We start from the raw sequence: 7,344 nt of genomic DNA on the forward strand, positions 1-7,344 counted from the left end.
AGGACCACGGACACTGCGCATTCTGAATCGCCCGGTGATCCCCGCTGCTTCCCTTGGTTGCGGCACGAACATTGGCTGCCTGGGGCCCTATAAAACGGCGTAAATCCCTGCGAAACCGTTACCTTCGACCAACCAACCTTGCCTTTCGCGGTGTTAAATACGTATGGAAATAGAATACAGTTGAAGGCAGAGACCATTCTGGCCGGTACTACGGGAAGATTCATGCTGCGATCGATAAACGTCTTCGCAATGTCGGTCCTGCTGGCATGCCTTTGCGGATCTATCGCGCTGGCGGCGCCGCCGAAACCGCGTCTCTCGAAAGAAGGCGTCGACTTCTTCGAGAAGCGCATCCGCCCGCTGCTGGTGCATAACTGCTATGAGTGTCATTCCGGCGACGCGGCCAAGGCCAAGGGGCATCTGCTGCTCGACTCGGCCGAAGGCATCCACAAGGGGGGCGACTCGGGCGCGGTTATCATGCCAGGCCACGCCGACGACAGTTTGCTGGTGGAAGCGATCCGCTACGAAGGGTTGCAGATGCCGCCGAAGGGGCAGCTCGACGAAGACGCCATTCAGAATATCGTCGAATGGATCAACATGGGTGCACCCGATCCGCGAGTCGGTAAGGCCGGTAAGCCGCGCAACAAGATCGATCTGGCCGAGGCCAAAAAATATTGGGCGTTCAAGCCCGCGAAGCTGTCGCCCCCGCCGGAAGTCTCTGACTCACGCTGGCCGCATACGAATATCGATCGCTTTGTGCGCGCGGCGCAAGAGCGCGAGAATCTGACCCCGGTGCGCGATGCAGATCGCCTGACGCTAATTCGTCGCGTGACGTTCGACTTAACCGGCCTGCCGCCAACGCCCGCCGAGGTTGACGCATTCCTCAAGGACGAGTCGGCCAGTGCGTTCGCCACGGTGGTTGATCGCTTGCTCGCTTCACCGCACTTCGGCGAGCGTTGGGCACGGCACTGGTTAGACGTCGTTCACTATGCCGAATCGTCGGGCAAGGACCGCAACATTCCCTATCGCTACGCCTGGCGGTACCGAGATTATGTCATCGACGCGCTAAATTGCGACAAGCCGTACGATCGCTTCATAACGGAGCAAATCGCGGGGGACTTGCTGCCTTCACGAGGCGCCGAGCAGAAAAACGAGCATCTGGTGGCGACCGGCTTGCTGGCGATCGGGCCCAAAGGGGTCAATACGCGAAATGAAGAGCAGTTCGCGATGGACGTCATCGACGACCAGATCGACGTCGTCGGTCGGGCGATGCTGGGAATGACGATCGCGTGTGCCCGCTGCCACGATCATAAGTTCGACCCGATTCCTACGGCGGACTATTACGCCTTGGCGGGCATTTTTCGTAGTACGCAAACGCAGGCGGGGACTGAGGCGGGCAAGAAAGCAGCGCTCGACGCGCGGTTGATCTCGCTGTCCGACACGAGCAATAGCTTGAAGCCGACGAGCGACGAGCTAAAAGCCGAAACGAAACGCCAGCAGGAAATCGCGAAGCTCGAAGCCGAAATCGAACAGATTCGCAAAACAGCCCGTCAAGCGGCAAAGGCGGGCATGCCCAAGGCAAAGGGGAAGAAAGGCGGAGCGCCAAAGGCACAGCCACGAAGCATGCAGGTCAACGCTCAGGCCGTGCGTGACAAGGTCAAGGAGTTGCGCGACGAGATCGAAAAGCTCGAAGGTCAAAAGACGCCGACTCGTAATCTGGCAATGGGAGTCGTCGAATCCTCAACTCCCACCAATTGCCAGGTGTTGGTGCGCGGCGAGATCAAAGATAAGGGGACAGAAGTCCCGCGCGGCGTGCTAACGGTGCTGAAGACTTCTTCGGCCAACCACATCAATCCACGCCGCAGTGGGCGGCTCGAACTGGCTCAATGGATTTCGAGCAAGAGCAACCCGCTCACGGCGCGCGTCATGGCCAACCGCGTCTGGTCGCATCTGTTCGGGCAGGGTCTGGTCGAATCGGTCGATAATTTCGGCGCGCTGGGGAGCGAACCGAGCAATCCGGCGCTACTCGACAACTTGGCGTTTCAGTTCATGAACGACAATTGGTCCGTCAAGAAACTGATTCGCTCGATCGTGCTCAGCCATACGTACCAGTTGAGCAGCGATCACAACGAGGCGAATTACGACCACGATCCGTCGAACGTCAATCTATGGCGCGTCGACCGTCGCCGTCTGGATGCCGAAGAGATTCGCGACGCCATGCTGTACGCCAGCGGCCAGCTCGACCTGGCGCGGCCGACTGGCTCGTATGTCATGGACTTGGACAATGGCCCGGTGCGCGGCAAAGAATTGCAGGGCCTACACAAGGCGACAAACGTGCGCAGCGTGTACCTGCCGATCGTGCGTGGTAATGTGCCCGACTTCTTGCAAGTGTTCGACGCGGCTGATCCCAGCCTGATCGTCGGCAAGCGTGACGTGACGACGGTGCCGACCCAAGCACTCTTCTTGATGAACAACCCGTTTGTGCTCAAGCAATCGGAAGAGATGGCGAAGCGCATCTTGAAAGACAAGGATCACGACCAGGCGACCCGCATTGAGTTGGCGTATCGCCTGGCACTATCACGTTTAGCGACGCAGGAAGAGCACGACGCGGTGGCCAAGTACCTGAACAATTATCGAGCCAAACTTGAGAGTAGCGGCCATAAGGGCAATGCGCAGCTTGCCGCGTGGACCAGCCTGTGCCAGACATTATTCGAATCGGGTGAGTTCCGTTACGTTTATTGACCAGTTCGCACGCCGCACGTGCAGCAGGACTGAAATATGTTCAACGATCTTCGCCCCGCAGGGTTTTCTCGCCGCGACCTGTTGAAAGCCGTGTCGTGCGGCTTCGGCTACCTGGCATTTTCGAACCTGGCCGCGCAGGCCAGCACGGCCGAAACACCCAATGCGCTAGCGCCAAAGGCACCGCACTTTAAGTCTCGCGCGAAGCGAGTGATCTTCCTGTTCATGCAGGGCGCGCCGTCGCATGTCGATACATTCGACTACAAGCCCCGGCTGCAGTCGGACGATGGAAAAACCACCAACGGCAAAGATCGCAAGCTAATGAGGTCGCCATTCAAGTTCAGCCAGCACGGCAAGTCAGGCCTGTGGCTGCCGGAGATTTTCCCGCAGTTGGCGAATCATGCGGACGATCTTTGCTTGCTCAACAGCATGTACACCGATGTGGGCGTGCATCCGCAGGCTGTCACCGAAATGCACACGGGGACGTTTCGTTTTCAGCGTCCTTCGATGGGAGCCTGGACGCTGTACGGATTGGGAAGCGAAAACTCCGAGCTGCCCGGCTTCATCACCATCAACCCTGCCGGTGGCGCGACGAGCTATGGCAGTGCCTTTCTGCCCGCCTCGTACCAGGGGATCAAGATCGATGGCGTCCAGGAACGCAATGGCGGCGGGCGGATGGCGAACATCGGCAACTCGAAACTGACCGCCGAATTGCAACGTCAGCAGCTCGACCTGTTGGCCACGTTGAACAAGGACCGGCTGCAAAAGGATGGCGTCAACACCGAGCTCGAAGGTTTGATCCAGTCGTACGAACTGGCGTTTCGTATGGAGGGGGCCGTGCCGGCGATCATGGACATCTCGAACGAAACCGAGGCCACGCGCGACGCGTACGGTATCGGCACCAAAGGGACCGACAATTTTGGCCGACAATGCTTGCTTGCGCGGCGCTTCGCCGAAGCCGGCGTCCGCTTCATCGAACTGGGCATGGGAGGTTGGGACCAGCACAACAACCTTCGCGCGAAGCTAACGACCAACGCCCGGGCCATCGACAAGCCGATCGCCGCCCTGTTGGCCGACCTGAAGCAGCGAGATCTGCTGAAGGACACCCTGGTTGTGTGGGGCGGAGAGTTCGGCCGCACTCCCACCGCGCAGCGGGCCGATGGCCGCGACCATAATGCGACCGGGTTTTCGATGTGGATGGCTGGTGGCGGCGTCAAAGGAGGCTTTCGCCACGGCGCCACGGACGATCATGGCGAGAAAGCGGTCGACAAGAAAATGCACATCAACGATTTGCACGCCACGATGCTGTACTTACTCGGCCTGGACCACACCAAGCTGACGTACCAGTACAGCGGTCGCGATGTACGCCTGACCGACCTGGCCGGCACGGTTGCGCACGATATCGTTGCGTGAGGACGGTTGTCTGGCAACGTGTGCCGACGCAAGAACGCACGCTTGTTCCGTTTGTGGCGATAAAGCATGGCACATGCGAGATTACTATCGCGTGCCGTTAGTCGGCGAGCACCTTCTTCGCTGGCTTCAAATGCTCGGCATCAAGCTTGCCTACGGACCACAGCAGGCCACGCGTCACGAGGTCCAAATATCGGCCATCTTCGACCGTGGCATTGTTATGCCCCAGGGTCGTGGCGAATACCTTGGTCTTCTCGCGATAGGTGTTGGTCCAGGCAACGATGGCGTCGACAGGTGTCGTCTTCCCATCCCGATTTTTCACCTGCTGCGTGCCACGCGCCAGGATGCGGCCGGTCGGCAGCAGGTTGCCGGTCAGGTTGTTGTACAGTTCTTCGTTGATCGTGGTCCAATTCTCGAGACCGTGCAGGATCGGGCTGTCGCGGTCGATCAGAGCCAATTCGATGGGCAACTGCGGACCGTGGCCGGTCGATTGAAGACCGGTAAACTCAAACCACGGAGTTACGTCCTTCGGATAACCCTTGCTTCGGTAGCAATGCATCCCGCAGTGCAGAACCACACCGGGCAAACCCTCGCGATGGGGACGCAGAATCCGGTCGATGACGGCCAGATCCTTGACGTCTGACGAGCATTCGTCATGCACCACGACGTCAAAGCCCGCGGCCCAGTCCGGATTCTCGTAAACCGGATTCATGTGCGCGGTGGTTTTGTCGGGATCGTAAGCGATCTTCCACTCGACGTTGGCTCGCGCCGAGATGCCCTGCGTGAGAATATCTTTCTGCTTCTCGTAGTCGTGGCAGCAGCCACCGATCACGAGCAACGCGCGAATCGGCTTATCTTCCGCCCGCGCAACACCGAGCCATAAGAGGGATAAGGATAAAACGCACACGGCACAGATCAGTTTCGTCATGGATTGCATTATCAAGTTGACTCCTGCATTTCGGGCGGGGTGCGCGCAAGTGGTCTATTTGCTGGCAACGATCATCGTCTGCCATCCCGCGCTTGGCAAGCGTCCGAGGCCGAACGCGAACCCAGGCCAATCGTGGATTTTCTTGCGTCGGCGCTTCGCCGGTGGCAGACTGCTGAAATCACGACGTTGCAAATCGCCCCGAGAGTTTGTAGCTATGAAGTTTTGTTGCCCTTACGTCGCCCTACTGGGAATCATTGCGATCGCCTCGCAGTCCGTGGCCGATGACTCTGGCTGGACCAAGGAAACCGTCGTCTACAAAACGGTCGGTCCGACGAACATCGAAGCCGACGTCTATCGCCGCAACGGCGACGTGTCGCGGCCTTGCGTCGTCTGGATTCACGGCGGCGCACTGATCATGGGGAGCCGGCAAGGGGTCCCTCGCGACATTCGCGATTTGTGCCAGGCGCAGAACTATGTCCTCATGTCGCTCGACTATCGGCTGGCGCCCGAGGTCAAACTGCCCGCGATCATCGAGGACCTGAAAGACGCCTTTCGCTGGATCCACGCGACAGGCGTCGCCAGGCTTCACATCGATCCCCAGAAGATTCTCGTCGCCGGTGGATCGGCCGGTGGTTACCTGACCTTCATGTCTGGCATCTGCGTTGAGCCGCGTCCCAAGGCGCTACTCGCTTATTACGGCTACGGCGATATTGATGCGCCATGGTATGTCGAGCCGTCGGAGCACTATCGCAAGCAAAAGCTAGTGACCAGGGCCGAGGCGGATAGCGTCGTCGGAGGCGAGGTAAAGACAGGCAGCGACAGCAAGCCGCGCGGCACCTATTATTTGTACCTGCGTCAGAACGGGCTGTGGACGCATGAAGTCGCAGGCTTCGATCCGCAAACCGAGCGGGACAAGATTACACCGTATTGCCCGGTGCGGAATCTAACCCCGCAGTATCCCCCCACGCTGATGCTACACGGCACCGCCGATACGGATGTCCCATATCACGAGTCGGCGGACATGAACGACGCGCTCTCCAAGCAGGGCGTGCCGCACGAGTTGATCACTGTCGAAGGGGGCGAGCATGGTCTAGGCGGAGGAGATCCCAAGGTCCTGGCCGCTGCGCACGCTCGCGCCATGCGGTTTATTCGCGAGCAATTGGACTGACGCGTCGGTTCAGTCGAGCACTTTCACCCGGATCGCGCGATAGCGGACGAATTGCTTGGTAAAGTCGCCGCCGCCGTGAACCTGCAGTGCAATCCCACCCGTGTCGGGATGCCGCTTCTCGCTGTCAGTGAATTCCATAAAGCGCACACCGTTGATCCAGGTCGTGATCGTCGGCGGATTGCCGACGATGCGTGCACGCAACTCATTCCAGCGACCGTGCTGCCACAGCTTTGGCCATTCGACAGGCTTGATGGGAAGGGGAAAGGGGCAATCGTGGGGTGCGATCTCGGTGACCTTGTCGAGGAAATCGAAATTGCGTCGTGAGATTCCTCCCGATAGCCCTTCGCCGTAAACGCCAGCCAGATTCCCCGCGGCATGATAGTCAACCATGTACTGATAGGCCTGACCTTTCTCGGTGCTGCGCAGGAACAGTCCGCTGTCGGGCCCGAAATCGTTATTCATTTCCACGACGACTTCGAAGTTACCGTAAGCCCGATCGGTAAGCACGATCCCGCCATTACCGGGAATATCCTGACAGCCGGTAATCGCTCCGTCTTCGACAACCCACCGCCCTCCCGAACGATGCTGGCTCGCACCACTGTGACCCGTCTCGGCGCTCACGTGCCAGCCGGCCAGCGTGCGACCGTCGAAGATCGATTCGAAGCCCGTCGGATCGAAGGAGTCGCGACGAAACTCTTCGGCGCGCGCATTGTCAATCGAGAGAATTGTGAGCGCAAGCGAAGTCAGCAAAATCATCAAACGCATGGATGTCCGACTCCTGACTTCAAATTCGTTGGCCCAAAGTGGCAGCGTCAAGATAACGCGCCGTCCGTGCGCGGGCCAGCACTGCAGAACCGGCGGAGCCAAACGCAGAAAATGCCGCAGCGGGTCGCCTCCCTGCGAGGGCCCGCTGCGGCAAAGAGCAGGAGTCGGACCGCTCTCCGTACCTAGGGGTCGCGCAAACTGAACTACTACCGGCTGGAAGCCGGTAGGTTGAAGGAGAATCGTGAACTCCGGACTGGAAGTCCTCCGCTCACGATTTGGTAATGCGGAAATTATCGCCGCCGTCGTCCGGCTCGGTGCCGTCCTGTTGGCGGATGTA

Annotated in this window: 5 protein-coding genes; 3 read left to right on the forward strand and 2 right to left on the reverse strand. The window is 59.3% G+C overall.

From position 1 onward, the window contains the following. Positions 1-222: 222 nt before the first annotated feature. Complete coding sequence (locus VGN12_29765; protein ID HEY4313677.1) at positions 223-2,739, forward strand: DUF1553 domain-containing protein; 2,517 nt, start codon at positions 223-225, stop codon at positions 2,737-2,739. Positions 2,740-2,775: 36 nt separating this feature from the next. Further along, the gene (locus VGN12_29770; GenBank protein ID HEY4313678.1) at positions 2,776-4,149 is read left to right on the forward strand and encodes a DUF1501 domain-containing protein; all 1,374 of its coding nucleotides are present in this window, start codon (positions 2,776-2,778) and stop codon (positions 4,147-4,149) included. Positions 4,150-4,246: 97 nt separating this feature from the next. Here the strand turns inward: VGN12_29770 and VGN12_29775 are convergent, their stop codons facing one another. Continuing rightward, the gene (locus VGN12_29775; protein HEY4313679.1) at positions 4,247-5,083 is read right to left on the reverse strand and encodes a ThuA domain-containing protein; all 837 of its coding nucleotides are present in this window, start codon (positions 5,081-5,083) and stop codon (positions 4,247-4,249) included. 205 nt (positions 5,084-5,288) lie between these two features. On the opposite strand from VGN12_29775, the gene VGN12_29780 reads away from it, so the two are divergent. Further along, the gene (locus VGN12_29780; GenBank protein ID HEY4313680.1) at positions 5,289-6,242 is read left to right on the forward strand and encodes an alpha/beta hydrolase; all 954 of its coding nucleotides are present in this window, start codon (positions 5,289-5,291) and stop codon (positions 6,240-6,242) included. 9 nt (positions 6,243-6,251) lie between these two features. Here the strand turns inward: VGN12_29780 and VGN12_29785 are convergent, their stop codons facing one another. Continuing rightward, on the reverse strand, positions 6,252-7,007 hold the full coding sequence (locus VGN12_29785; protein ID HEY4313681.1) for a DUF1080 domain-containing protein: 756 nt from the start codon (positions 7,005-7,007) through the stop codon (positions 6,252-6,254). Positions 7,008-7,344 lie beyond the last annotated feature (337 nt).

Source organism: Pirellulales bacterium (assembly GCA_036499395.1).
In the GTDB taxonomy this organism is placed as follows: Bacteria; Planctomycetota; Planctomycetia; order Pirellulales; family JACPPG01; genus JACPPG01.

Bases quoted from the DNA above. Each gene is read 5' to 3' on its own strand.
- VGN12_29765 (HEY4313677.1), top strand. From the start codon at position 223: ATGCTGCGATCGATAAACGTCTTCGCAATGTCGGTCCTGCTGGCATGC.
- VGN12_29770 (HEY4313678.1), top strand. From the start codon at position 2,776: ATGTTCAACGATCTTCGCCCCGCAGGGTTTTCTCGCCGCGACCTGTTG.
- VGN12_29775 (HEY4313679.1), bottom strand. From the start codon at position 5,083: ATGCAATCCATGACGAAACTGATCTGTGCCGTGTGCGTTTTATCCTTA.
- VGN12_29780 (HEY4313680.1), top strand. From the start codon at position 5,289: ATGAAGTTTTGTTGCCCTTACGTCGCCCTACTGGGAATCATTGCGATC.
- VGN12_29785 (HEY4313681.1), bottom strand. From the start codon at position 7,007: ATGCGTTTGATGATTTTGCTGACTTCGCTTGCGCTCACAATTCTCTCG.